General features: G+C 61.2%; 20 protein-coding genes. 6 read left to right on the top strand and 14 right to left on the bottom strand.

Features of this window, described 5'->3' with window-relative positions; all coding sequences use genetic code 11:
- Window positions 1–713: 713 nt before the first annotated feature.
- Window positions 714–1562 carry a carbon-nitrogen hydrolase family protein gene (locus tag K8U03_10870; GenBank protein ID MCE9605390.1) on the bottom strand — a complete coding sequence of 283 codons (849 nt, stop codon included), beginning with the start codon at window positions 1560–1562 and terminating at the stop codon, window positions 714–716.
- A gap of 429 nt (window positions 1563–1991) precedes the next feature.
- Window positions 1992–3116 carry a hypothetical protein gene (locus tag K8U03_10865; protein ID MCE9605389.1) on the bottom strand — a complete coding sequence of 375 codons (1125 nt, stop codon included), beginning with the start codon at window positions 3114–3116 and terminating at the stop codon, window positions 1992–1994.
- A gap of 47 nt (window positions 3117–3163) precedes the next feature.
- Between K8U03_10865 and K8U03_10860 the strand changes: the two genes are divergently transcribed.
- Window positions 3164–4093 (top strand): DUF1214 domain-containing protein, encoded by a 930-nt coding sequence (locus tag K8U03_10860; GenBank protein ID MCE9605388.1) that lies wholly within the window; start codon window positions 3164–3166, stop codon window positions 4091–4093.
- Here the strand turns inward: K8U03_10860 and K8U03_10855 are convergent, their stop codons facing one another.
- From K8U03_10855 to K8U03_10845, 3 genes are all read right to left on the bottom strand, one after another.
- A complete protein-coding gene (locus tag K8U03_10855) occupies window positions 4094–4366 on the bottom strand; it encodes a hypothetical protein (protein MCE9605387.1) in 273 nt (90 codons plus the stop codon). It lies immediately after the preceding gene.
- Window positions 4353–4568, bottom strand: coding sequence for a hypothetical protein (locus K8U03_10850; protein MCE9605386.1), 216 nt, complete (start codon window positions 4566–4568; stop codon window positions 4353–4355). Before K8U03_10850 ends, K8U03_10855 begins: the two co-directional genes overlap by 14 nt.
- Before the next feature lie 151 nt (window positions 4569–4719).
- Window positions 4720–6135, bottom strand: a complete 1416-nt coding sequence (locus K8U03_10845) for a Gfo/Idh/MocA family oxidoreductase (GenBank protein ID MCE9605385.1) — start codon at window positions 6133–6135, stop codon at window positions 4720–4722.
- 280 nt (window positions 6136–6415) lie between these two features.
- Between K8U03_10845 and K8U03_10840 the strand changes: the two genes are divergently transcribed.
- Window positions 6416–7459 carry an SGNH/GDSL hydrolase family protein gene (locus K8U03_10840; protein ID MCE9605384.1) on the top strand — a complete coding sequence of 348 codons (1044 nt, stop codon included), beginning with the start codon at window positions 6416–6418 and terminating at the stop codon, window positions 7457–7459.
- A gap of 26 nt (window positions 7460–7485) precedes the next feature.
- Here K8U03_10840 and K8U03_10835 read toward each other — a convergent pair whose 3' ends face one another.
- From K8U03_10835 to uvrA, 5 genes are all read right to left on the bottom strand, one after another.
- Window positions 7486–8079 carry a hypothetical protein gene (locus K8U03_10835; GenBank protein MCE9605383.1) on the bottom strand — a complete coding sequence of 198 codons (594 nt, stop codon included), beginning with the start codon at window positions 8077–8079 and terminating at the stop codon, window positions 7486–7488.
- A 15-nt stretch (window positions 8080–8094) separates the two neighbouring features.
- Complete coding sequence (locus K8U03_10830; GenBank protein ID MCE9605382.1) at window positions 8095–8709, bottom strand: hypothetical protein; 615 nt, start codon at window positions 8707–8709, stop codon at window positions 8095–8097.
- A gap of 114 nt (window positions 8710–8823) precedes the next feature.
- Window positions 8824–10089 carry a hypothetical protein gene (locus tag K8U03_10825; GenBank protein ID MCE9605381.1) on the bottom strand — a complete coding sequence of 422 codons (1266 nt, stop codon included), beginning with the start codon at window positions 10087–10089 and terminating at the stop codon, window positions 8824–8826.
- A 6-nt stretch (window positions 10090–10095) separates the two neighbouring features.
- On the bottom strand, window positions 10096–11556 hold the full coding sequence (locus K8U03_10820; GenBank protein MCE9605380.1) for an MBOAT family protein: 1461 nt from the start codon (window positions 11554–11556) through the stop codon (window positions 10096–10098).
- Between the two features lie 191 nt (window positions 11557–11747).
- Window positions 11748–14804: an excinuclease ABC subunit UvrA gene (gene uvrA / locus K8U03_10815; protein ID MCE9605379.1), complete on the bottom strand. Its 3057-nt coding sequence runs from the start codon at window positions 14802–14804 to the stop codon at window positions 11748–11750.
- Between the two features lie 223 nt (window positions 14805–15027).
- Here uvrA and K8U03_10810 point away from each other — a divergent pair, with 223 nt between their 5' ends.
- Window positions 15028–15468 carry a transcriptional repressor gene (locus K8U03_10810; GenBank protein MCE9605378.1) on the top strand — a complete coding sequence of 147 codons (441 nt, stop codon included), beginning with the start codon at window positions 15028–15030 and terminating at the stop codon, window positions 15466–15468.
- A 118-nt stretch (window positions 15469–15586) separates the two neighbouring features.
- Here the strand turns inward: K8U03_10810 and K8U03_10805 are convergent, their stop codons facing one another.
- Window positions 15587–18130, bottom strand: a complete 2544-nt coding sequence (locus K8U03_10805) for a U32 family peptidase (protein ID MCE9605377.1) — start codon at window positions 18128–18130, stop codon at window positions 15587–15589.
- 178 nt (window positions 18131–18308) lie between these two features.
- Between K8U03_10805 and K8U03_10800 the strand changes: the two genes are divergently transcribed.
- On the top strand, window positions 18309–19157 hold the full coding sequence (locus K8U03_10800) for a DUF4105 domain-containing protein (GenBank protein MCE9605376.1): 849 nt from the start codon (window positions 18309–18311) through the stop codon (window positions 19155–19157).
- Between the two features lie 5 nt (window positions 19158–19162).
- On the opposite strand, the gene K8U03_10795 is transcribed toward K8U03_10800, so the two are convergent.
- The gene (locus K8U03_10795; protein ID MCE9605375.1) at window positions 19163–20158 is read right to left on the bottom strand and encodes a 2-hydroxyacid dehydrogenase; all 996 of its coding nucleotides are present in this window, start codon (window positions 20156–20158) and stop codon (window positions 19163–19165) included.
- Between the two features lie 75 nt (window positions 20159–20233).
- Here K8U03_10795 and K8U03_10790 point away from each other — a divergent pair, with 75 nt between their 5' ends.
- Entirely contained in the window at window positions 20234–20872 is a 639-nt protein-coding gene (locus K8U03_10790) for an HAD family hydrolase (protein ID MCE9605374.1), read from the top strand.
- 26 nt (window positions 20873–20898) lie between these two features.
- Here the strand turns inward: K8U03_10790 and K8U03_10785 are convergent, their stop codons facing one another.
- Window positions 20899–22668 carry an HAD-IIB family hydrolase gene (locus K8U03_10785; protein MCE9605373.1) on the bottom strand — a complete coding sequence of 590 codons (1770 nt, stop codon included), beginning with the start codon at window positions 22666–22668 and terminating at the stop codon, window positions 20899–20901.
- Window positions 22669–22816: 148 nt separating this feature from the next.
- Window positions 22817–22963: a hypothetical protein gene (locus tag K8U03_10780; GenBank protein MCE9605372.1), complete on the bottom strand. Its 147-nt coding sequence runs from the start codon at window positions 22961–22963 to the stop codon at window positions 22817–22819.
- A gap of 79 nt (window positions 22964–23042) precedes the next feature.
- Between K8U03_10780 and K8U03_10775 the strand changes: the two genes are divergently transcribed.
- Entirely contained in the window at window positions 23043–24134 is a 1092-nt protein-coding gene (locus K8U03_10775) for a TIGR03009 domain-containing protein (GenBank protein MCE9605371.1), read from the top strand.
- Window positions 24135–24442: the final 308 nt, after the last annotated feature.

Raw genomic sequence — 24442 nt, 5'->3', positions numbered from 1 at the left:
ATCTCGCAAAACTCGCAATGCACGTCGAAGGCGATAAAATAAGCGGACATGTCGGGGCTCCTGAGTCGGGATACAGAGGGACGTTGAACATCCGAAATGGATCCCACCGGGAGCCCCGGCTTCCTATATCTTCACGGACAAATGTTCGTGCGCCGTAGGCGCAAGAGGTCAAGGCTCACTTTTCTGAGGCGTCGACGCAAGCGTCGACTTACGTGCCCGATCCGCACAATCGGGTCGTCTCGGACGGGACGTACAGCTACGAGTACGACGCTCGGGGGAACCGAACGGCGAAGACGTCGCTGGCCGACGGCACGCGGGAAGAGTATCGGTGGGATCATCGCAACCGTCTGGTCGAGGTGACCTGGAAGCGGGTCGACGGCGCAACGTCCGGCTCGCTGACGTACCGCTACGACGCCTCGAACCATCGGATCGGAAAGAAGGTGTACGACGCGGAAGGTGCGCTGGTCGACGCGGAGCGTTACGTCTACGCCGGCGACACGCTCTTGCTGGTGCTCGACGGCTCGGGCGAGCTCCGGCTGCGGCAGTTCATCGCCGAAGGGCAAGTGCTCGGCCAGCAGCGGACGGGCCACGGCTTGGAATGGCTCCTCACCGATGAGCTCGGCAGCACCCGGGCCTTGGAGCAAGCGTGTTCGGCCGGCTGTAGCATGGCCCACTTCATCGGCGAGCTCTCGTCGTCTTGTTTGGCTCGGCGGCTAAGCGGGCTTCGCCGGAGCGTATTCTTCTTGCCGCACCGTATCCGAGAACAGCACTTGGGCACAGCCGTCGGTATCGAACTTGAACATCGCTTGCGTAGCGAGGTCGATCTCAAGGTCGGCGACGAGAAGCTCTTCGTGCTTCAATGCCGCCAGAGCGTGAATTCGACCGTCGGGAGCGACGATCATCGAACTGCAATTCTGGTGCTCGTCGTGGCAAATGTTGCACGACGCGAACCAGATGGTGTTCTCGGCGGCTCGCGTCACGATCATCGCGTGGTGGATCGGGATCTTCCAGTCGTTCGGGCGAGTCGTGTTGTTCTGCGGATGGAAGACGACTCGTGCTCCTTGACGAACGCATTCGCGCGTCGTCTCGGCGAAGCGGAAGCCCTCGAAGCAGATCACCACGCCGATGCGCACGCCGCACAGATCGAAAGTCTCCAGCGAACTGCCCGACGAATACGCCACGGCATCGAGCGGGGTGAGCTTCGTCTTGTGATGCACGCCGAGAATCTCGCCGTTCGGAGAAATCACGAGCGCCGAGTTGTACGGCTTACCGCCGGTCGGGTTCGATTCCAGCGGTATCTCGGTCCCGAGGATGCAGGCCAACTTCAACTCGGCGCAACGCCGGGCGATGCGGCAATGCAGTTCTTCCAAACGTTGCGGCTCGACCGGCGCGTCGGGCTGCGTGATGTCGACGCGGTAGCCGACTGTCTGAGTTTCGGGGAAGCAAACGATCTGCGCGCCGACCGCGGCGGCCCGTTCGAGGAATTCGAATATCTTGACGGCGTTGACTTCGAAGTCGGCCGTTTGTCGGCACTGCGCCAACGCGATGCGGAGCTGAGTCATCGGGTTTCTCCCGTTCTTATTTCAATTCGTCGGTTGTCCACGTTAGTTGGCCTCCGTGGCAATCACGCTTCGCCGGCATGATCGCCGACGCTCGGGGCGATGATCTCGCCGCGACGGGTCGCCGGCCCATCATGCACGATCACCCAACGGTCGCGCAAGACTTCACTTGAGTCGCGGGAGACAGCGAAGTCTACAATTTAAACCATTTTACCTTCGTGAAAACCGGCAAATGTATCGGAGACGCGCCTCAACTCGGTCATTGTTTCGCCATCGGGCCAGACGCACATGCAGAAATACATGAAGCCGCTCTTGAAGAAGATCGAAAACAACGAGATCGACCCGTCGCTCGTGATCACGCACCAGGTTGCGTCGGCGGTCTACAAGCCCCTTCCGCGACAAGCAGGACGGCCGCATCAAGGTGGTGATGATTTAGAACGACCACTGCGTTTGGAAGTGGAAGCCGCAGCCGTGGTTGTCGTTGAGCGCAACGTAGTTCGTCTGGCGATAGGTAAACTCGACACCGAAGCGGAGTTGCTTCGTGGCGTCCCAAATCACGTTGGAGAAGAGGGTCGTGTTGCGGGTGACTTGCGTGGCGGCGATGTCTTGATCGAGCGGATCGTCGATGCCGCCGCCGGAGTGCGTGTGGAGGCAAGGCGTGAGATAATAGTAGGCCTCGCCCCAAGCGCCGCGCGTGCGAATGCCGCGGAACGTCGCGCTATTGACGCTCTGCAGGATGCCGCCGTTTTGAAAGCCAAGCCCCTCGCCGACGAACGCCTCGCCGAGGAAGCCGAAACGATCGCTCACCGACCAGCGAAAGTCGGAGCAGGCGCCGTAGGTATTCGCCACGACATTCGGCTGCGGCACGAGCACCGAACGCAACTGCCCGCCGACAGCCGACACGCCCATTTCCAAGGCCCGCTTTTGCTCGAGCCCGACCAGCGATTTCTTGCCGACCGAGTAGGCGATGCGCCCTTCCAAAGTCGGCCAACCGTTGTCTTCGGTGATTCGTAGCGCCGGGCCGCGGGTCACTAACACCGACAACGGTGAATTCGAAACGACGCCGGTCGCCACCGGATCGCTGATCGCCGCTTGAATCGTCCAATCGGAGTTATCGCTCGGGTGCAGAAATCGCTCGACGCGAACTTGGCCGACGAAGTTGTTCCCCGCATTGCCCGAGCCGAGCATCGAGCCGAACGTGAGCATCGTCGGCACGTTCGGTGCGAACACGTTGAATTGCAAACCGGCCGCGAATCGATAGTCTTCGTTTTTCAACTCGCCGAACGCTTGGAGCGGAAGAAGCCCGTAGCGGTCGACGATCAGCGCGTCGTTGTAGAATAGAAACAGCACGACGCCTCCGGCTTGCAGCGTGCCGATCTCCGGCCCGGTAAAGGCCGCACCGAGCGAGCTCGAACGTGCGAACACGTCGACCGTGTTCTCTTGCTCGATCGAGCCCGGCGCGAGCAAGAGGGGGATTCCCGGCGCAATCGGTCGAGCTGTGTTGAACAGTACGTTGCCTTGCAGCGCGCCGAAGATATGGACGTTCCAAAACGGCAACAGCGTCGAGACGTGCGGACAAGGAAGACAAGGCGCCGGAAGGATACATCGTGCTACAGTCGGAAACGTATCGCGGCTTCGTGATCCTGCGGTCGAACTTCAAGAGCCGTAGCGACGCCGACATTCAGTCCGCCGTCGAACACGGGAAGCGGGTAAAGCTTTATCCCTTGGGCGGAAATCCCGAATCGACGGTGTATGTAGACGTGTACGACAAGCCCTTCGACGCGACGATCCCGTACGACGCAACCTTCTTCGAGTTGTTGAATCGTTTCGTGCAGTTCGAGCCGTGGCTGACGCGCGACAAAGCGATGATCGATTCGCTCAAGACGATCGGCATCGAAAAGGGTAAACCGTATGCACTCGACGACGCGACGAAGCGCATCCTCACCGACGCGGTGCGAGAAGCGCATGAAGTGATCGCAGCGAAGTACGAACGCGGCTTCGTCCCACCGTTCTTCGCCGGCACGCACTGGGCAGTGCCGATCCAGCCGGAGACGCGAGACGGGCTGAGTTCGATGTTCGCCGACCCGAACGAGTATGGGCTCGACGGTCGTGCGGTGATGTACCACATGGCTTATTTCAGCCCCAAGCATTTCGGTAGAGGACAGTTCTACCTCATCAACATCAGCGACCGCGAAGGCCGACCGCTTGAGGGAAACAAAACGTATCGCTTGACGGTGCCCGCAAACGCGCCGGTCGAACAATACTGGTCGGCGACGGCTTACGACCGCGAGACGCATGCTTTGATCCGCGGAGTCTCTCGCCCGAGTCTAGCGTCGAACGATACAGCGGTACGGAAGAACGACGACGGTTCGGTCGACATCTATTTCGGCCCCACCGCACCCGCGGGAATAGAATCGAACTGGGTACCGACCGATCCGAAGCGGCGGTTCGAGCTGTTGTTCCGGCTCTACGGTCCGAAAAAAGAACTCTTCGAGAAGACGTGGAAGCTGCCGGATATCGAACTGGTGAACTGATCACTTCAAGCGCGTACTCGGCAACGTGAGCGGTCGCCGCTGAGCTTCCCTCGACGAGGCGCAGCCCTGCCGACACTTTCGGTGTTCAGGAGCGGGAAACCTCTCGCACAACGCATCTACGAATCGATCTTCCAGTTCGACGACGATATCGATATCGAGCGTTAGGCGAGGCTCGCCATAGAGCATGCTCGCGATCGACCCGACGACTGCGTAGCGCGCCGGCAACGATTCCAGCACGCTCGCGATGCGACTCAGCAATTCAACCTGATCCACCGAGCATTCTCCTGGCGACTTCGCGCGCGACTTGCTCTTTCGTCCAATCGGGCCGAGTCGAACTAAGCTGAGCCGCGATGAGTCGACGGGCCGAAAGGTTACATTCGTTTCCCATCGAAAGCCGTTCGGCGGGCGTGCGAGCGCGATAGAGCGCGATCATCGCGTCGTCCAACACTTCGATTCGTTGCCAGTCGAGCGGCATGCCGCAGGGCCTTTACAGCGTAAATCGCTTCGGGAACATCGATCAATCGTAACAGACGTATCGCCGATGCTGAAATAAGTGCGGCGACGTCGGAATCGCTCCGACGTCGCCGCACGTGGTTGCACTGCCGTTTCCAAACTCGACCGGTCGCTTAGTACTCGGTCTTCGTTCGCAAGCCGGGTTGCGGGATCGGGTACTTGCCGTCTTTATCGGCGAGGACCGGTGCAGGACCGTTCATCGTCAGCTTATCGACCGTCGGGCCGAACTCGTGTTCGCAGTTCAGCATTTCTTCGAACGTGATCACACGGCCGGTGTGTGCCGCCATGCGCCCCATCGACGTTACCAAGCTCGCTTCCACGCCGCGCTTCGCCTCGTTGTAAGGCTTGTCGCTCCGGATCGCTTGGATCAGATGATCCCATTCCAGTTGGTAGGGGTTCGGCTCGTTCGGCCCATAGCTCCACGTCAGATTTTCCGGGGTCATGTTCTGCCCCTTATAGATGCGGCACTTCGCCGGCGTATGACCGGCGGAGGAGATGACGGCCGTTCCCTTTTGACCATGCGCGTAGCTGGCGAACTCGGTCTTGCAGCCCGGCATCGTGCGCCCTTCAAGCTGCAGCTTCGTGCCATCGGCAAACGTGTACGACACTGAATAGGTATCGAAGTTCTGATCGACGTAACCGGTGCGGAAATGACGTCCGCCCGAGGCTTCGGCTTTCACCGGCCAAGCGTCTTTCATCCAGCAGCATTCGTCGATGTTGTGGATCAAGAAGTCGCTGAAGGCGCCGCCGCTGGCCCACAAGAACGCATGGAAGTTCTTGATCTGATAAAGCAGCTCACCCTTATCCCAATTCTTCGGCATCGCTTCGCAGAAAGCGCTGCCGGTCGGTCCGGCCTGACGATAAGCACGCATGAGCAAGACGTCGCCGATCTCGCCGGCCTTGATCCGATCGTGCAGTTGTTGGCGTGCATCGCAATGGCGACACATCAAGCCGACGCCGACCTTAAGATTCTTCTTCGTCGAGGCTTCGGCCAGCGTCAGCAGTTTCCGGCTCGATGGTCCGTCGACCGTCACCGGCTTCTCCATGAAGACGTTGATCCCCTTGTCGATCGCCGCGCCGAAATGCACCCAACGGAAGGCCGGCGGCGTCGCGAAGATCGCCACGTCGTTCGGGCGCAAACAATCGAGAGCTTGCTTATACGCATCGAAGCCGATGAACTTCTTATCCTCGGGCACATCGAATTCGCCCGGCAGCTTGTCCTTTTCGACTTTCGACTTCAAATTCTTATGAGCGGCGTTGAGCTTGTCGGGAAACACATCGGCCATCGCCACGAGCTTGATCGGGCCGTTCTTCACCGACAGCGCGTTGATCGCTGCGCCGGTTCCACGACCGCCGCAGCCGACAAGCGCGACGCGAATCGTGCTGTCTTGAGCAGCGTGAACTTTGGGAATCGAAATGTCCGACAAGAGGTGCGTTGCCGCGCCGAACACACCGGCGGCCACCGCGGCATCGCCCGACTTCTTCAAAACATCGCGACGCGAAAGGTCGTTCGACTTCGATTCGCTCATAACAAGCAATCTCCCGGGAAGGATATAAGGAGGATGAGGGCGGGATTCGGCCGCAGGCTTCGAGGAGGGGGTTCCTCGGCCGGTCGCGGCGCGCAAAGCGTAACCGGTTCAGTGTCGTCGGCCTGCCGAAGTGTGTCAACCTCGCCGGCGACGAGCCTCGAAACCTTGCCGAATTGTTTGACATCCTCTTCCCGGCCGTGCATTTTGAGGGGCCGATTCCTCGGGGAAACAGAACCCTTCCCCCCGTGCCGCGAAGCCATTCTCTTCGGAGCCGAAACCGATGAAAAGTGTACTCACCTCCTTCCGCTCGTGCTCCCTCGTTCCGGCGTTGTTCGCATTCGCAATAGGGCTCTGCACCTCGGCGCCACCTGCACGCGCGGCCGAAGTTCCGGCTGCCGGGCAACAAGGCCTCGCCGGGGTGAAGCGAGTTCTCTTTCTCGGCGACAGTATTACGCACGCCGGTAAATACATCGCCTATGTCGAGACCTATCTCCGCACGCACGATCCCGACTTCGCGATCGAGTTCATCAACATGGGCCTCGCCAGCGAAACCGTGTCGGGCCTTTCCGAAGAAGATCATGCGGGCGGCAAGTTCCCGCGCCCCACGGTTCACGAACGGCTCGAGCGCGCGCTGGCGGCCGTGAAGCCCGACCTCGTCGTCGCCTGCTACGGTATGAACTGCGGCATCTACCATCCGTTCAGCGACGAGCGGTTTCAAAAGTATCAAGCAGGGATGGAGCTACTTCGTAAGCGCTCGGCCGACGTCGGGGCGCGCGTCTTGCATCTCACGCCGCCGGTCTTCGATCCGGAACCGATTCGCGCACGCGTCCTGCCCGCGGGCCGCACCGACTACCGCACGCCTTACGAAGGCTATGATGACGTCCTCGCGCGTTACAGCGATTGGCTCTTGTCGAAGCGTTCCAAGAGCGCCGCGGCCGACGGTTGGGACGTCGTCGACGTTCACGGCCCGATGCTTCGCTTCTTGAAAGAGCATCGGGCAAGCGACCCGAAGTATTGCCTCGCCGGCGACGGGGTTCATCCGAACGACATCGGCCAATGGATCATCGCCCGCGCGCTGCTCCTACATTGGGGCGCACCGGCCGCGGAAATCGCTAGGGCGGAAGACGGCGACAAGGTCATCGCGCAAAAGCCGAACGGCCCCGCGATGCTCAAACTCATCGCCGAACGGCAGGCACTCTTACACGACGCCTGGCTCACCAAAACCGGCCACAAACGCCCCGGCGTCAAAGCAGGCCTGCCAATGGAAGAAGCCCAAGCGAAAGCGAAAGAGATCGACGCGAAGATCGCGGCGCTGAAGCCGTAGCAAACTCTCTCAAGGCAGACGAGCGCTTAGCGGCTAGTCGTATTCGGCTTGCGGGCTTCGAGCACGGGAGTAGAGTTCGTCGGCGCCGTGAAGACCGGCGGAGGGTCCATCAGGTACCGTTCCACCATTTCTTCCAACACGAAGTCGGGCCGGACTTCGACGACGAGATTGGTCGAGAACTTCGGAAGATAATAGACTTCGCGGAAGTGCTCGCTTAGAAACCACTGAAGTGCTCCCATAAACGAATCGTGAAAGACGACCATTCGCACGTCGGGCACTGCATAGTTCGTCGACTTATAACCCGAGATGCCGTCCTTGGTCGTAAAGCTTTCCCAAACGGCCGAGTGAGGCGAACGGGGCGTGAGGGTGACGAGCGTCTGCTTGAAATCGATCGGCGCGTTCAGCACATGGGCCATATCTCCGAAGTTGACGACTTCCTTCGCCTCCAAATCGAACGACTCGAGCGGCACGGTCGGACTCATCGCTACCGACCGACCGAGATGAGGCATCAACATTCGATAGGCTAGATAGGCACCATAATCGTTCCAATGGGTATCGGTTCGGTGATAGGTCGGATGCCGAGTTCCTCCTTCGACGAGGGCCTGTCGCGTGTCGAGCACAAGCAGCGAGGGATCTTACGACACCTCCGCGAGAAGTTGCTCGAGCCGCGACGGTAGATCGGTCTTCGACATCGAGCGCGGCATGAACTCGGGATAGATCGTCGCTTTGTTCGGTGCAACGAGGAATGCGTAGCCGCTACCGCGGGCAGCGAGCCAGTCGCGTCGCTGGGCGAGCGCCGCATGCCAGGCGGCGAGGTCGGCCGGTGTGTAGCAGTCGCTGCGGCGAAAGTCGCGGATGTTGGAACTGCCGCCGAGATAGAGCCAGCCGTCGCGCCCGACGATTACATTTCCCTGAGCTGCCTCGCCGGTTTTCAGACTGTTTTCTACCGTCAGACCGACGACTTTCGCCATATTGTAACAGCGAATCAGCGAAAAGCGGAAACCGACATGATCGTCGTACCACGCTTCGAACGCGCGCGGAAAATCCTGAAGACTCCGCTTCTTCGCCCACAAGATCGAACCGACTCGCCGATACTCCAGTTCGGGAAACGGCGCCATCCGACGCTGCTCTATCGCGATGACCTCGCTCTCGTCGCTCGAAACAAACATCTTCAACACGGGCAACGAAATTGCGAACACGAACAAAGCGATGAGCGAAACATCGGCAATGCGTTGAGGCGTGCTGCGCATGGTAGTAAGCGATTGTTGCATGGTAAGAACGACACGCCGGCCGATTGTGAGTAAGAGCGACTCCGTCATCGCAGTCGCGTCGATCGAATTAAGTAGGATTTCATCTAACTATACTCAGCGATGAATTTCCCCCGTTTCACAAGCTTGCACCGAATTCGGCGAGGCCGGAGAGTCGGATACCGGAGCATCGACATACGGCGGATTCTTCGGCAAATCATTCAGCAGATGTCGCTCGACCATTTCGTCCAGCACGAAGTCCGGACGAATTGTTTCGATGTGCTCATAGCCGTGCGTATACTGCCAAAAATAATAAACCTCGCGAAAGTTTTCGCTGAGAAACGGCCGAAGCGCTTTGATAAACGAATCGTGAAATACCACAAGCCTTCCGCTAGGCACGTTATAGTTCGTTGATTTCCGGAACGATCCGAAATCGTCGGAAGGCACTCCCATTTCCCAAGTCGCGCACCGCGGAGTGCGCGGCGTGAGTGTGACGAGAGTATCTTCAATATCGATCGCCGCATTCATCATTCTCACCAAATCACGACGGCTTACGACTCGCTTAGCCTCAATGTCGAACGACTCCAACGGCAATGCAGGCGCCGCAGGCATGTGCCGGTTCAAATGAGACATCAAGAATCGATAGCCGAGATACGCACCATATTCGTTCCAATGCGTGTCGGTGTGATGATATGTCGGGTAAAGATCGCGACCGTCCGTGAGAGCCTTTCGAAGATCGAGCAAGTGCAGGCTTGGTTCTTGCGAAACTTCGGCGAGTAGCTGATCGAATCGCGACGGACGATCGGCGCGTGTCATCGCGCGGGGCATATACTCGGGATAAATCGTCTGCTTATTCGGCGCGATAAAAAAAGCATGACCGATTTTTCTCGCGGCGAACCAATCGCGACGCTTGGTCAGATAATTTCGCCAAACCTTGAGGCTCTCCGGCGGAAATGGGTCGATCCGACGAAAGTCACGTTTGCCGGCGGAACCAAAGAAGAGCCAACCATCGCTACCGACGATCACCGGGTTTTGGGCCGACTCTCGAAACGTGTGCCCAGTCTCGGTCGTTAAGCCGAAGTATTTCGCTACGTTATACAGACGAATCAAAGGCCGGCGAAACCCGACATGATCGTCGTACCACTTCTCGAACTTCGGCGGGAATTGGATCAGACTCGTTTTCTTAATCCATGGAATCGGTCCGATACGACGAACGGCTAACTCGGGAAACGGAGCGGCTAAGCGCCGCTCCGTTTCTGCAATGTTACGATCGCCGCTCGAGCGGAGCATCGTCAACGCCGGTAGCGAGATGCCCGACAAAAACAACGCGATCAACAATCCGTCCGCGATGCGATGCGGAATACTGCGAGTAGTCGACTGCATGAACGGCTAAAATCGGAAGTAAATAAATGGATTGTAAGTCGATGCCATCAATGCCGCGGCGCTTGCGAAGAACAATCCGCATAGTGAAGCGACTCGTGCCGCCGCCCCGATGGTATCGATCCATAAACCGAACGCCTTCGAGCCGGATTCATAGCTGCGATCGGCACGGTGGCGAACGCTCTGAGCGAGGCGCCCCCAAACGGGAACGGCCGCCAGACAAGCTGCGACGAGAGCGATGATCAGCCCTGAATCAAGATAAGACGCCAGTCCATCTGCGGAAGATGCAGAACCAAGGCTGATCATCGCATACCAATACGCTGCCGCTTGACCGAGTGATTCGACGCGGAACAACACCCAACCGAACGAGAGCACGACGAGCGTATAAAGATGCTGTACTACAACGGGCAACGCTGCGAGTCGACGCGATAGGCCGGCCCGTTCGATGATCAGAAACGCGCCGTGAAATGCGCCCCAAGCCAAGAAGGTCCAGTTCGCTCCGTGCCAGAGGCCGCAGAGGAGGAACACCGTCAACAGATTCATGTATGTGCGAGTCGCACCCAAGCGATTGCCGCCGAGCGGCACGTAAAGGTAATCACGGAACCAAGTCGAGAGCGATAAATGCCAGCGGCGCCAGAAATCCGTAATCGAACGGCTCACGTACGGATAGTTGAAATTCTCCGCAAAGCGAAAACCGAACATTTCTCCCAATCCGATAGCCATATCGCTATAGCCGGAGAAATCGAAATAGAGTTGCAGCCCGTAGCAAACGGCACCGAGCCAAGCGACACCGAAAGTAAGACCTCCGTTGGGCAATTCGAAAATCAAATCCGCGGCGGTCGCCAGCGAATTCGCCAACAAGACTTTTTTCGCCAGGCCGATGGTAAACCGTCGAATTCCTTCGGCAAACCCTGCGACCGTGATCGTCCGCTGGTCGATCTGGGCAGCGACGTCGACGTAGCGCACGATCGGGCCGGCGATCAATTGCGGAAACAAGCTGATGTAGAGGGCCGTATTAATCGGGTTCCGCTGCGCTTTCGCTTCCCCCCGATAAACATCGATGACGTACGACATGGCTTGGAACGTGTAAAACGAAATCCCGACCGGTAGAGCGATCGATCCATGCACGATTTCGGGAGTTCCCATGACTTCTAACACCGAATTGATCGCATCGATCAGGAAGTTGGCGTATTTGTAGTAGCCTAACAGCGCGAGGTTAGCGACGACCGTTACGCCCACGACCCAACGCCCCGACGCTCGTTCGCGCGTTGCGCCGGCAAGCAACCCGAGAACGTGATTCAGAACGATCGATACCAACATCAAGCCGAATTGCCGCGGCTCGCCCCAGGAATAAAAAAGCAAACTCACGATGAGCAAGACGATATTCCGCATGCGCTTCGGCGCGATGAAATGCAAAGCCAGCGCCGCAGGCAAGAACAGAAACAGAAACAATCGTGAGCTGAAGACCATCGCAGCAACCACACGCGATATTTAAATGCCCCGAATTCGGCGGGGACTATAAATACATGCCTGCTACCGGTCAAGAAGACAAAAGCCGGTATTGCCGGCAACGAGAGACGAAGCAAGGCCTCGACGCGAGATTCGACCACGGCGTCGAAATCAAAACGACATCGCTAGCAGACTCACGCCGGCAGCTTGCCTTAGGCCGAGGTGCCGCGCGCTTGCAGCGCTTCGCGGAGATACTGCCCGGTCGCGTTGTCGTCGAGCGCCGCGATCTCTTCCGGCGTGCCGGTCGCCGTGATTCTTCCTCCCGCCGCGCCCCCTTCGGGCCCGATGTCGATGATCCAATCGGCGCTCTTCATCACGTCGACGTTGTGCTCGATCACAATCACGGTATTCCCCAAATCGACCAACCGACCCAGCACGTCGAGCAGCCGGCGTACATCGTCGAAGTGCAAGCCCGTCGTCGGTTCATCGAGCACGTAGAGGGTGTTGCCCGTGGCGGTTCGTGCGAGTTCGGCGGCGAGCTTGATGCGCTGCGCTTCGCCGCCGGAAAGAGTCGTGCAGTTTTGCCCGAGCGTCACATAGCCGAGCCCGACTTCGCGGAGCGAGACGAGCATCCGGTGGATCGCCGGGAAGTTCTCGAAGAAGTCGGCCGCTTCGTCGACCGGCATATCAAGCACATCGGCGATCGAACGATCGCGATAGCGCACGGCCAGCGTCTGCCGATTGAACCGCGCCCCGTTGCACGTCTCGCACGGCACGTAGAGGTCGGGTAGGAAGTTCATTTCGATTTTGCGAACCCCCTGCCCTTCACACTCTTCGCATCGGCCGCCGGCGAGATTGAAGCTGAACCGTCCGACTTTGTAACCTTTTTGCTTCGCTTCGCGCGTGGCGGCAAACACCTTGCGGATCTCGTCGAACAAGCCCGTATAGGTTGCCGGGTTGCTGCGCGGCGTTCGGCCGATCGGCGATTGGTCGACCTCGATGAGCTTGTCGATCTGCTGGAGCCCGAGCAACTTGCGAAACGGCCCCGGCTTCGGCCCGGCGCCGAGCAACTCGCGGCGCACGGCGCGCACGAGCGTCTCGTTCACCAGCGAGCTCTTGCCCGAACCGCTCACGCCGGTGACGCATGTCAGCGTGCCGAGCGGGAACTTCGCCGTGACGTCTTGCAGATTGTTCGCTCCGGCTCCTTCGATGGTGAGCATGCGCTTCTGGTTCGTCTTGCGGCGAGTCGCGGGAACCGGAATCGAAAGCCGACCGGAAAGGTAGCCGCCGGTGAGCGAGTCTTCGCGCGCGGCGACTTCGGCCGGCGTGCCCAGCGCGACGATGCGCCCCCCATGCCGTCCCGCGCCGGGCCCCATGTCGATCAGATGATCAGCTTGCCGCATGATCGCTTCGTCGTGCTCGACGACGATGAGCGTATTGCCTAAGCGCTGCAAGGCGCGCAGCGCGTCGATTAGGCGTTGGTTGTCGCGCGGATGCAAGCCGATCGAAGGCTCATCGAGGATATAGCAAGTACCGACGAGGCCGGTGCCGATCCCCGTAGCGAGGCGAATCCGTTGCAACTCCCCGCCGCTGAGCGTATCGGCGGCGCGAGACAACGTCAGGTAGCCGATGCCGACTTGCTCTAAGAATGCCAGCCGCTTCAAGATCTCGCCGACGATCGGCCGCGCGATCGGCTCTTGCTCCGCGGCGAACCTCAAGCCCGCGAAGAACGGCCGCGAGCTCGCCACCGGCATGTCGCTGATCGATTGAATCGTCTCGCCGGCAAGCCGCACGGCTCGGGCCTCGGGCCGCAAGCGCGAGCCGTGGCACACGGCGCACGGGATGCTCGTCCGAAACGGATCGAGCGCCTCGCGCTTCGCCGGAGTCGCTGCGGCATATTCGTCATCGAGCAACGCCAACACGCCGACGAACTTCTTGCCGTCGCCGTGCAGCAAGTCTTGCACTTCGGCCGGCTCCATGTTCTTCAACGGCGTGTTCCAGCGCACATGATGCACCGCAAGAAACTCGGCCAAGTCGTGGCGATGACGCTCGACGTCGGCCGGCGCCGCCTCGGACCACGGCGCGATCGCCCCGTTGCCGAGCGCCAGCGTACGATCCGGCGCGACGAGTTCCGGGTCGAACCCGCTGCGCGAGCCGAGCCCTTCGCACGCTTGGCACGCACCGTACGGACTGTTGAAACTGAACGTCCGCGGCTCCAACTCCTCGAAGCTCATGCGACAGCTCGGGCAAGCCTGCAACGTGCTGAAGAGTTCCTCATGCCAATCGGAGACGGGAGCCTCGGGCGCAGGCTGATTCGAAGCCGCGGCGGGCACGACCGGCGGCGCCGGCTTCTTCGCGGCCGGTGCAGCGGGCTTCGGCGCAGTCGCAGCTTTCGGCGCTGCGCCATGTCCGCCGTTTTTGCCGTTGCCGGTGTTCGCGCCGCCGTTGGCCGTCGGCGGCGCGGTCTGCACGGCAGCGGGCCCGGTGCCGATGGCCGAGAGAATCGTGAGCACCCCGGCGCCATGTTTCAAAGCAAGTTGCACGCTCTCGGCCAAGCGCGGGCGCAAGTTATCGCGCACGATCAACCGGTCGACGATCGCCTCGATCGTATGGGCCTTGCGCGGCGCAAGCTCCGGCACCTGGTCGAGCTCGCAGACCATGCCGTCGACCCGCACGCGCACGAAGCCGGCCTTGCGAATCGTGTCGAGCTCTTCTTGGTGCTTCCCTTTGCGACCGCGCACCAACGGCGCAAGCAAGATCACCTTGCTCCCGACCGGAAGCTTCGCCAACGCATCCACGATCTGCTCAGGGCTCTGGCGCTTGATCGGCTCGTTGCAATGCGGGCAATGCGGCTCGCCGATGCGCGCCATCAAGAGGCGCAGATAGTCGTGAATCTCCGTGACCGTGGCGACCGTGCTGCGCGGGTTCTGCGAGCCGGCTCGCTGGTCGATCGAGATCGTCGGTTGCAGTCCTTCGATCAGGTCGACGTCGGGCCGTTGCAATTGCGTGAGAAACTGCCGCACGTAGACCGACAAACTCTCGACGAACAAGCGCTGCCCTTCGGCGAACACGGTATCGAACGCCAGCGAACTCTTTCCCGACCCGCTCGGGCCCGTGACGACGGTGAGCTGGTCGCGGGGAATGTCGACGTCGATGTTCTGCAAGTTGTGAACCCGCGCGCCTCGCACGCGAATGTACTCCTGCTCGACTTGCTCGACGGCAGGTTCGGCGGCAAGAGCACCGGCGGCGGCAGCGGCGGAAGGAGTCATGCGGGATTCGCCGACGTATAGGCGAGCGCGGAGACGCGGGTCGTAATCCAGCAAGACTAACACGCGATTGTTTTCGTCACAAGCCGGCCACGCGAGCCGAAAGGCCGCAAACCACGGCCTTTCAAGCGGTTTCACGCCGCTGCGGCAGTTGAACGACGGGTGCGATGCTGTTACTATTACAACAGTACCGCAACAATTCGAGAACGGGTCGACAGCCACTTTCATGCGCACTTCCGCCGCCGACGAAATCGCCGAATTGAAAGCCTTGCTCCGAACGTCGGGCTTGCGCAGCACCTCGGCTCGGCTGGCCGTGATGCAACAATTGCGGGCCGCGCGCACTCCCCTCTCGCATGCCGAGCTCGCCAAGGAACTCGTGCCGACCGGCTTGGATCGCGCGACCGTCTATCGCAACTTGATGGACTTGGCCGAGTCCGGCCTCGTCGCTCGCGCCGAACTCGGCGACCACGTCTGGCGCTACGAGCTTCGCCGCGACGGGCACGACCATTCGTCCGAGCATCCCCACTTCGTCTGCATCGACTGCGGCAAGGTAAGCTGCCTGACCGACGTGCATGTCGACATCACACCGACGCCCGGCAGCAAAAAGTCGTCGATCGGCAGCCTCACCGAAGTGCTGCTCAAGGGACATTGCGGCAAGTGCAAGTAGAACGACTCATTTAGCCGGAGGGCGTTAGCCCCCGGTTTCCTCAACGGTCGGCCTCGCCGAATGATCAGTCGGATGACCGGGGGCTAACGCCCCGCGGCTGATGGTCCGACAAAGCCTCTCAACTCGTCTGCAACGTCCCGCGCGTCACGCCGAGTTGGTTGAGCACTTGCAGGCCGCGCCACGCGCGCTTGCCGTCGTCGAGCCCGGCCAGTGCGCGAGCATAACGTTCGAGCAACGGGCCGACTTGCTCCGGCGTTTCCAAGAGCAACTCGACGCGGAAGTGCTTGAGCCCGAGCGCGAGCATGCGCGGCAAGTATTCAGCGGCCGATTGCGGCAAGGCATTGAACACCGTGTTGCGGCAGCCGGTATCGGCCAACAGCGGGAATTCCGCGCCGACGCGGTCGCGCAACGCCACCTTGTGTCGATCGCACGGCCGGCCGCAGTTCGTCGCGTCGGTCCCTTCCGACATCGTGTGGGCGAAGACGCAATGCTCCATGTGGAACATCGGCATGTGCTGGTGCACGACCGTCTCGAATCGGCCCGGCGCGCTGTGGCTCAAGAGGGCCGCGAGTTGCTCCCAGCTCAGATCGTAGCCGGGCACGAGTCGCGCGAGCCCTTCGCCTAATAACAGCTCGGCGGTCAGCTCATTGGTTACGTTCAGCGAAAAGTCGCCGATCAGCGACACCTCCGGCAGCGTCCGGCGGAAGTGCGACAAGGCCGCGAGGTTGCGCACCAGCACGGCGTCGGGCACGTTGCGGCCGATCACTTGGAACAAGCCTTCTTCGCCCGGCTTCAAGATGCGAAGCGTAGCCAGCCCGATCGGAATGCCGGCGGCACGCGCGAGCGGCACCGCTTCCTTGTAGCGGCGCACATCTTCAAAGTCGCAATACACCATCGCGGGCCGAGCCAGAGGCGCTTCGGGCTGCCAAGCGAGTACCGCTTCGAGTTGCGTCATCGTGCGCGCAAGGACGTAGAGCGACGGCGTATCGGTCGGCGTGAGTTGAACCGGCTTGCGAGCGATTGCGGCGGCGCGCAGCTCGTCGAGAGCCTCGATTCGTACGGGTCGCGCCCGCGGAGCAGCGAGCCGGGCTTGCAAGAGTTGCTCGACAGCGCGACGCCGCAGGTCGTTCATCACGCTCTTGGGAACCATGATCGGCTCCACGGCATCGAGCGTCACTTCGCCCAGTTCGAACGGCGTATCGCCGAGCCGGCCGCATTGCTCCCGCAACGATTCGACCGTGAGCGGGTGCTTCGTCGCCAAGGCCAGCGGACCTTCCCACTCGGCGCTTGCTTCGCGACCGTCGAAGTCGCGCGCCGTGAGCGTGAGCGGACCGCCGACTCGGCCGGCGGCATGAAAATGAATCGCCACGCGGCGCGGGACCGGTTCGCGATTGAACGTCTGTTCCATTCGGCGGCGCATCGTCGGATCGTCGGTGCGCCAGACGATTGCGCCGATCGCGATGGCCGAAAGATTCAGCGAGCCTTCGGCAAAAAAGATTTCCAACCGTCGCGGGCGGTCGCCATGCGGTGCGGCGTCGATCGTGCGCACGCCGTAGAGTCGGCCCCCCTGCTCGTCTTGATCGGGATGCCCTTCGTCGAACACGCAGCCGTCGCCGGCCTTGACGATCGACAAGTCGTGTTCCGAGCCGATGTCGACGAGCACGCCGGCGGCCGTCGTGCCGACGACCGTGCCGACGCGGACCCCGCGGGCCTTGGGAAACCGACCGCTCACAAGCTTCTGGTGATTAAGCCCCTTCAAGAAGCCGGGCGAGAAGCCGCGCGAGAAGCTTTGCTGCAAGTCGAGCTCGGCTTGGCGCTCGAGCTTAAATTCTTGTTTCGCGAGGGCGGCGTCGAGGGCCGCGCGGTAAGTCTTCGTCGTCGCGGCCACGTAATGGGCGCTCTTCAAGCGCCCTTCGATCTTCAAACTGCAAACGCCGGCCGCGACCAACTCATCGACGAAATCGTACGACGCGAGATCTTGCGGACTCAACAGATAAGCGACGTCGCCGAGGTCGCGCACTTCGCCGTCGACGACGAGGTCGTAAGGCAAGCGGCAGGCTTGAGCACATTGGCCTCGATTGGCGCTTCGACCGCCGAGCGCTTCGCTCGTGAGGCATTGCCCGCTGTAGGCCACGCAGAGCGCGCCGTGGACGAACACCTCGACCGGGAGATCGGTTGCGGCGCGGATCTTCTTCACATCGGCCAGCGACAATTCCCGCGCCACGATCACGCGCTCGATCCCCAGCCGACGGACATACTCGATCCCCTGCGGCTCGGTGAGGGTCATCTGCGTCGAACCGTGGATCGCGAGATCGGGCGCGACTTCATGAATCAGCCGCGCTAGGCCGAGGTCTTGCACGATCACGGCGTCGACGCCCGAAGCGGCCATCCCGGCGATCATCTGCGAAGCGGCGGCAAGCTCGTCGCTGAAGATGAGCGTGTTCATCGTCACGTAGCCGCGCACGTTGTGCCGGTGCAGATACTCGACCACCTGCGGCAACTCTTCGAGCGTGAAGTTGTGCGCGCGGTGGCGGGCGTTGAAATCGGAGAGCCCGAAGTACACGGCATCGGCACCGTTGGCGCAGGCCGCGCGGAGGCATTCCCAATCGCCGGCAGGAGCCAGAAGTTCGCAGCTATTCGTGGAAACGGTAGACACGGTCATACGCGGACTTCGATCGGAGAAAAAGGGAACGGCGAGAGAATGCCGGCGGTGCTAGAGATCCCAGCGCTCTTGCGGCGCGGGACCGACGTCGAGTAGTAACCTTCAGTTTACTCGACGCCGCGGGAACTTGGATAGGTAGCCGAAAACCACACTTGGCGCTCATGACAGCCGCTTTACGATGACCAACGCCCCCCAAACCAAACGCTTTTCGCTTGCCTATCGATCGGCGATTGCGCTCGCGTTGTCGGTTGCCTTGGCCGGGGGCTGCGCGAAGTTCAAGGCCTCGAACGAGCGGAACTGGAGCCCGGACCAATCGGTGTTGGCGAGCGCGGAGTTCTCGAAAGATCTCAACCAGGTAACGGTGCGCAACGTTCGCTACTGCGATTACAAAACATCCGACGATTACGTCGTTCGCCATTACGACAAGACGTACGACCTGACGAAGCTGAAGACCGTCGACTTCGTGCGGGTGCCGTTTCCCGACATGCCCGAGCTCGCGCATACGATGCTGAGCTTCGGCTTCGACGACAAGGACTATGTCGGCGTCAGCGTCGAGATTCGCAAGGAGCAAGGGGAGACGTACAACCCGGCGCTCGCGGCGATGAACAAATACGAGCTGATGTACGTCGTCGGCGACGAGCGCGACTTGATCGGCTTGCGGACGAACTTCCGCTTAAACGACGTTTACGTCTACGCGACGCGGGCCGAGCCGGACCAGGTGCGTAAGCTGTTCGAGAATATTCTCCTACGCGTGAACAAGCTCAAGCGACAGCCGGAGTTCTACAACACGCTCACCAACAACTGCACCACGAACATCGCCAAGCACATCAACGAACTCATGCCGAACCGCGTCCCCTACGACTATCGCATTCTACTCCCCGGCTACTCCGACCGACTGGCTTACGACCTCGGGCTCCTGAAAACGGAATACTCGTTCGACGAAACACGCCGCGCGGCCCGCGTGACCGATGTGGCGTATCGACATCGGGACGATCCGGAATTCTCGCAAGCGATCCGGAAGCGATAGTAGCTCTACTTCAGCGTGACTTCGTTCAATAGCGGCTTGCCGGTTGCGAAGGCCGTGATGCCGGCGATCGTTTGCGAGGCGATGCTGGCCAGAGCGTCGCGCGTGAAGAACGCTTGATGACCCGTGACGAGGACGTTCGGAAACGTCAGCAGGCGCGAGAAAACATCGTCGAGAATCGGATGGCTCGAATGGTCTTCGAAGAAGAGCTCGGCCTCTTCTTCATAGACGTCGATGCCCAGCGCGCCCAGCCGGCCCGACTTCAGCGCCGCGACGACGGCCCCGGCATCGATCAGCGCCCCTCGACCGGTGTTGATCAACATCGCGCCGGGCTTCATCAGCGCGAGCCGGGCCGCATCGATCAGATGATGCGATTGCGGCGTGAGGGGGCAATGCAGCGTCACGACATCGGACTCGCCGAGCAGTTGCGGAAGCTCGACGTAGGCGGCTCCGAGCTGTTTCACGGCCTCGTTCGGATAGGGATCGAACGCCAAGAGCCGGCAGCCGAAGCCCGCGAGGATCCGGGCCGTGCATTCGCCGATCTTTCCGGTGCCGACGATCCCGACGGTTCGGCCGTGGAAGTCGAAGCCGAGCAAACCTTCGAGGGAAAAGTTTCCTTCGCGCACGCGGTTGTAGGCTTTATGAAACTTGCGATTGAGCGTGAGCATCAGGCCGACGGTATGCTCGGCGACGGAGTAAGGCGAATAGGCCGGCACGCGAATCACGCGGAGCCCCAACGCGGCCGCGGCGGCGAGATCGACGTTGTTGAAGCCCGCACAGCGCAGCGCGATGAGCTGCGTCCCTCCGGCGGCGAGCGTTCGCAGCACGTCGGCATCGAGCCGATCGTTGACGAAGACGCAGACGCAGTCGAACCCTTCGGCGAGCTTGGCCGTGGCCGGCGAGAGGTGCGGTTCGAGGAACAGCAATTCGTATGAGAACTTGCCGACGGCCGTGGTGAGAAATTCCCGATCGTACGGCTTCGAGTTGAATACGGCGATGCGCACGTTACGCTCCTTTCGAAGAACGGGCGAGACGGTAACAATCTAACCGCGCGAGCTCCTTTTGGGACGAGATTTATCATGCCGAAATCCACTAACACCGACCCGACGCCCCGACCCGAGCGGGTGCCGGTGCGCGGGATCATCTTCGATCTCGACGGGACGCTCGTCGATTCGGCGCTCGACTTCGACGCGATGCGCGCCGAGATGGGCCTGTCGGCGGGAACGGCGCTGCTCGAAGCGATCGCCGACCTTCCGCCTGAGGAAGCGGAACGCTGCCGTGAGATCCTTCATCGGCATGAACACGCCGGCGGCTTGCGCGCCACGCCGATCGCCGGAGCGGCCGAGTTCGTGCGCACGATCGACGCGCTCGGCATGCATCGCGCGCTGTGGACGAGGAATAGTCGCGCGGTCGCATTGCAAACGATCGCACGGTTGCAAATGCCGTTCGAGATCGTCGTGGCGCGCGACGACGCGCCGCCGAAGCCCGACCCGACCGCCGTGCGCGATCTTTGCCGGCGTTGGAAGATCGAGCCCAATGAGATCGTAGTCGTCGGCGACTACGTGTTCGATATCGAAGCCGGCCGACGGGCGGGAGCCCGGACGGTGCTGTATACGGCCGGGGCTCCGCTAGAGACATGCGAGGGGCATGAGCTGGCGGATTTTCATCTCGCGTCGTTCGAGCAGACGGAGCAATTGCTGCGCTGGATGTTGCAGTAGAATCGCGTCGAGATAATTTCTTGTGCTCACGCATGCACCGGCTTGGCGTCGGTATCCGGCATCGGCATGAACGGCGTCATCGGCAAGGTGTAGCGTTTCTCGATCGCGGCGCGAATGAGTGCGCGGCTTTCTTTCGGCGTCACGCGGTTCCCTTGCGACGACTGCTCGGCGATCCCTTGCGCTTCGGCTTCGAGCTCACCGTCTTTGATTCCTTCGGCAAACCAACGAGCGACGTCGCCGCGATCGAGATGAAACTTCCAAGTCGCGTCGTCGACGCCGTCGGCCGTTTGCATGAAGAGAATCAAGTTCTGCGCGCGCAGGTTGAGCGCCTTCGTCGGACCGCGGAAATAGAAGCTCCGTTCCGGCGGCAGCTCGCCTTCGGCGTATTTACGGATATGCCGACGACGCTCCGATTTGCTGCGGGCCGGGCGCACGAAGGCCGTCTCACCGGTCGCGCGCGACCAAAGCAACACTTCGTCCTCGCCGCGCTGGAGCCCGGCCAGCGATGGCTCCGGCGCTTTCAACGCTACGCACAACTCCTTCACCGTTTCCGCAGGCTCGGGCCCGACGGCGACGACCAGCTTCACCGTTTCCAGCACCGTCGGCGAGACGGCGGCCGGATGAACGGTGATGAGGATCAAACGATTGAGTTGCTGAGGCAGCGCGAGCGCCACCGGCAGCCAATTCGTCGGCAGCAGATGATGGGCCTCGTCGACTACGATCCAATGGGGCCGGCCGGTCGCGGCGCGTAGTTCCAAGAGCCGGCTCAAGAGCGTGAGGAACATCGCCGGCCGATCGGCGAGCGCCACGCCGACCATATTGAACACGCAATTTCGCGTTGGGTCTTTGAGCACTTGCAGCGTTTCGTCGATCACCGGCGGTTGCTTCGCGCCGCCGAGCACGATCGCCCCGTCGAAGGCCGTGTAGTCTCCCTCGGGATCGATGAGGCAGTATTGAAATTTATGCTCGCCGAGACGTTCGAGCAGGCCTGTCGCGACGGTCGACTTGCCGCTGCCGGAAGGGCCCGCGATGAGGATGCCGTTGTCGTACGGACGGATGCGCAGCTCGACCCCGTCGGCGCGCGTCCCGAGCAGCAGCTTATGCCGCTCGACTTTGCCTTCGAGATCGGCCAGGTCGTCGGCCAGCATCTGGTCGATCAACTGAGTCACGCCGGCTCCGTGGTCGCGCGCCAGTACGATGTCGGCACGCTCCTTCACCGCCGGCAGCGCGTTGTCGACCGCGGCCGAGCACTCGCACATGCTGAGAAACGCGTGATCGTTTTCGGCATCGCCGACGCCGACCACTTCGTGCGGCGAGAGCTCCATGCGCTTCAGCGCCGCTTTTAGGCCGGTCGCCTTGTTGATGTTGGCCGGCAAGACCATCACGGCGTCTTTGTTGAAGATCACCTGTAGTTCGAGGCCGAGATCGCGAATGACTTCGAGCACCGTCGTCTCGTGGGGATGCCATGTCGCGACGATGATTCCGCCGACCGAGATCGGGCCGACGCCGCGGCGCACCAACTCATCGACGAACGCTTGCGACGGGCGTTCGCCGAGGTACGTCGACTCCTGATTGCTCGGCCGATACAACAGCGCGCCGTTCTCCGCCACGATCCACTCGAAGATCTCGAAATGGTCGAAGGTCTTCTTCAAGTCGTCGAGCTCTCGGCCTGTGACCAGGATCAGCTTCCGGCCGGAGCCGCGCAGCCGTTCGAGCGCGGCCAAGGTCGGCTGGTCGACGATGCCGCTCGTGGCGATCGTGCCGTCATAGTCGGTTGCAAGAGCTAGGTAACGCATAGTGAGCCGCTCAAAGAAGAGGTCGCGAGATGGAAGCCGGCGGGCCAGCCGAGGCGGAATCGCCCAAGCCATGCGGGCGAATCCCATGCCGAACGGTGCATGAACGGCGACGAAACCGGCGTTTCTCGGCCTCGGCGACGGACAAAACCTATTCCGAGGGCATACTTGTGCGAGGTTTCGCGAGGCCTGCCGGCACGAGGTCGACCAGCGGCCGGCCGGAGTTCGCGCGGCCGCGCAGCGCGAGGCCGAATCGTGCCGCCAGCGGGGTGAATCGGTCTAGGGTCGGTTTGGGCATGTTGCTAGAATCCCGCCCGCATTTTGCCTCCCGTCGGTGTTGTCTCCAGCGTCGTCTCCTTCTCCGCTAGGTGTTCGCTATGTCGTCGCGCATCGTTCCGCTCACGGCGCTTTCGGTCATGTTGCTGGTGATCTTTTGGGCCGTCGTCGCAACGGCGCAACAGCAGCAATTCCCCGAACAACAGCAACAACCGCTTCCGCAGCAGCAACTTCCACCTGAACAACAGCAACAACAGCTGCTGCAACAACAACAATTGCCGCCGCAGCCGCTCGAGCAGCAACTCGTCGGCCCGCCGGCCGGGGTTCCGCAGCAAGGGCTGCCGCCGGGAAATGGCATGTTGCCGGCGCCGGCACCGCAGCCGCTCCAGCAAGCTCCCTTCGTGCTCTCGCCGCCGGAAGAAGAGGTGCTCGATCGACTGCTCACCGATTGGCAAATGAAGAGCGGTCAGGTGAAGACTTATGAATCGACCTTTACCCGCTGGGACTACGACGGCGTGTTCGGAAACGCGAACGCCGCGAAGCGGATCGTCAAAGGGAAACTGAAATACGCCGCCCCCGACAAAGGCTACTACGAGCTCGACGACGCCAGCGAGAAGTGGATCTGCACGGGCGCCGCCGTCTTCGAATTTCGGAACGACTTAAAGCAGATGCGCGAACATCCGCTGCCGAAAGCAATGCAAGGGCAAGCGATCGCCGACGGGCCGATGCCGTTCGTGTTCGGCGTCGATGCCGGAAAGATGAAGGCCCGCTATTGGCTGCGTATCACGACGCCCCAAGCCAACCAAGCGGATCAGGTCTGGCTCGAGGTCTATCCTCGACACGCCAAAGACGCCGCGAACTTCCAGAAGATCGATCTAATTCTGAGCTTCGCCCACGACGGCAAGGCGGTGACGAAGCTGGAGCCGTTTGCCTTGAACATGCACTTGCCCAACGGCAAAGACCGAACCGTTTATCAGTTCACGGACATGGTCGTGAACGGAGCGTTTAACAACTTTCGCGAGTTTACCGGCGTCTTCGTGCGCCCCAGTACGCCGTTCGGTTGGCAACACCAGGTGATGCCGAGCGGCGACGAACCGGAAGGAGCCGCGCCGGGTGCGAACCCACAACAAGCCGGCCCTCCCAACGGACAGCCGAACATCAACGTCGGCTTGGCTCCGTCGGCGAATCGGTAAGCGTGGGCGAATGTTCCTGTAGAGATACGGCACTTGTGCCGCCCCCCAACGGCCGGTTCACACCGGCCACTCGCCTCGGAGATCGAGAGGCCGTCTCCGGGAGCGTAACTCCTTCTTGCGTGGCGAGTTGCGTCTCAGTTGCAGATCGCCTACCCGGGCTCCGCTGATTGACTCGCCGGGCCGGCTCTCTATAATTCCCGGACGAAAGGCCATATTCGGTAAATACTTACGCCCGAGCGGCGAAGTGCTTATCGAGGCGTTTCAGGCCGCGAGTTCCTGGGCCGTTTCGGTGTGGGGCCACTAAGGTC

The organism is Planctomycetia bacterium (assembly GCA_021413845.1).
Taxonomy (GTDB): domain Bacteria; phylum Planctomycetota; class Planctomycetia; order Pirellulales; family PNKZ01; genus PNKZ01.
This window is presented reverse-complemented; position numbering and strand designations above follow the sequence as displayed.